Origin of the sequence: Kitasatospora sp. NPDC059803, from assembly GCF_042732255.1 — a bacterium.
GTDB lineage: Bacteria > Actinomycetota > Actinomycetes > Streptomycetales > Streptomycetaceae > Kitasatospora.
The window spans coordinates 5726-6520 of the sequence record NZ_JBHWIJ010000009.1; the positions used below are offsets into that span (position 1 = coordinate 5726).

Annotated in this window: 1 protein-coding gene; it reads left to right on the forward strand. The window is 71.3% G+C overall.

The window, feature by feature from the left end:
• Positions 1–91 precede the first annotated feature (91 nt).
• Positions 92–682 (forward strand): TetR/AcrR family transcriptional regulator, encoded by a 591-nt coding sequence (locus ACFV6I_RS02700; protein WP_380423344.1) that lies wholly within the window; start codon positions 92–94, stop codon positions 680–682.
• The last annotated feature ends 113 nt before the right edge of the window (positions 683–795 follow it).

A 795-nucleotide genomic window follows, 5' to 3' on the forward strand; every position in this document is an offset into this window, starting at 1 on the left:
GGTGGTGCCCCCGCAATTGCGCCCTGTTTATGGGGGGGAGCCTCCACTTAGCAACGGAGAATGAGCAACGGAGAGAGGGAGCGAGCCGCCGATGACCCGAGAGGCAGGGCGCCCGCTGAGGGCCGACGCGCAGCGCAACCGGGACAAGATCCTGGCCGCCGCGGTGCGCGTGTTCAGCGAGGAGGGGCTCGACGCGCACTTCGAGCGGATCGCCAGGGAGGCGGGCGTGGGAACGGGCACGCTCTACCGCAACTTCCCGACCCGAGAGGCGCTGATCGAGGCGGCGTACCGCAACGAAGTGGCCCGGCTGTGCGAGGCCGCCGCCGGCCTCCTGGCGACGATGCCGCCCGCCGAGGCCCTGCGGGTGTGGACTCGCCGTTTCATCGACTACGCCACCGCCAAATACGGCATGGCCGATGCCCTGCGAGCCGTCGTCGCCTCGGGCAGCAACCCCTACGCCGACAGTCACGAGATGATTCAGGGCGCCCTCAACTCCCTGATGGAGGCCGGTGCCGCCGCCGGAACGATCCGCTCCGACATCCGTCCGACCGACATGTTCGCCGCCCTCGCCGGAATCTCCCTCACCTCGGCCAAACCCGAGCAGCGCGAGCAGGCCGAACGCCTCCTCGACCTCACCCTGGACGGGCTGAGATCCGCGCCGACTCAGCCGCCCGGTAACTGACGACAGGACCCGGACGTCACCAGGCCGCGGTTGGCCCCCCCCCCCCCAGTACCACCGGCCCCCCCCCCCCCAGCCGGCCCCCCCGGCAACGCGCGAGTGGGGTGCGGTTAGCA

Excerpts from the sequence above, each read along its gene's own strand:
- ACFV6I_RS02700 (WP_380423344.1), top strand. The coding sequence starts at position 92 with ATGACCCGAGAGGCAGGGCGCCCGCTGAGGGCCGACGCGCAGCGCAAC.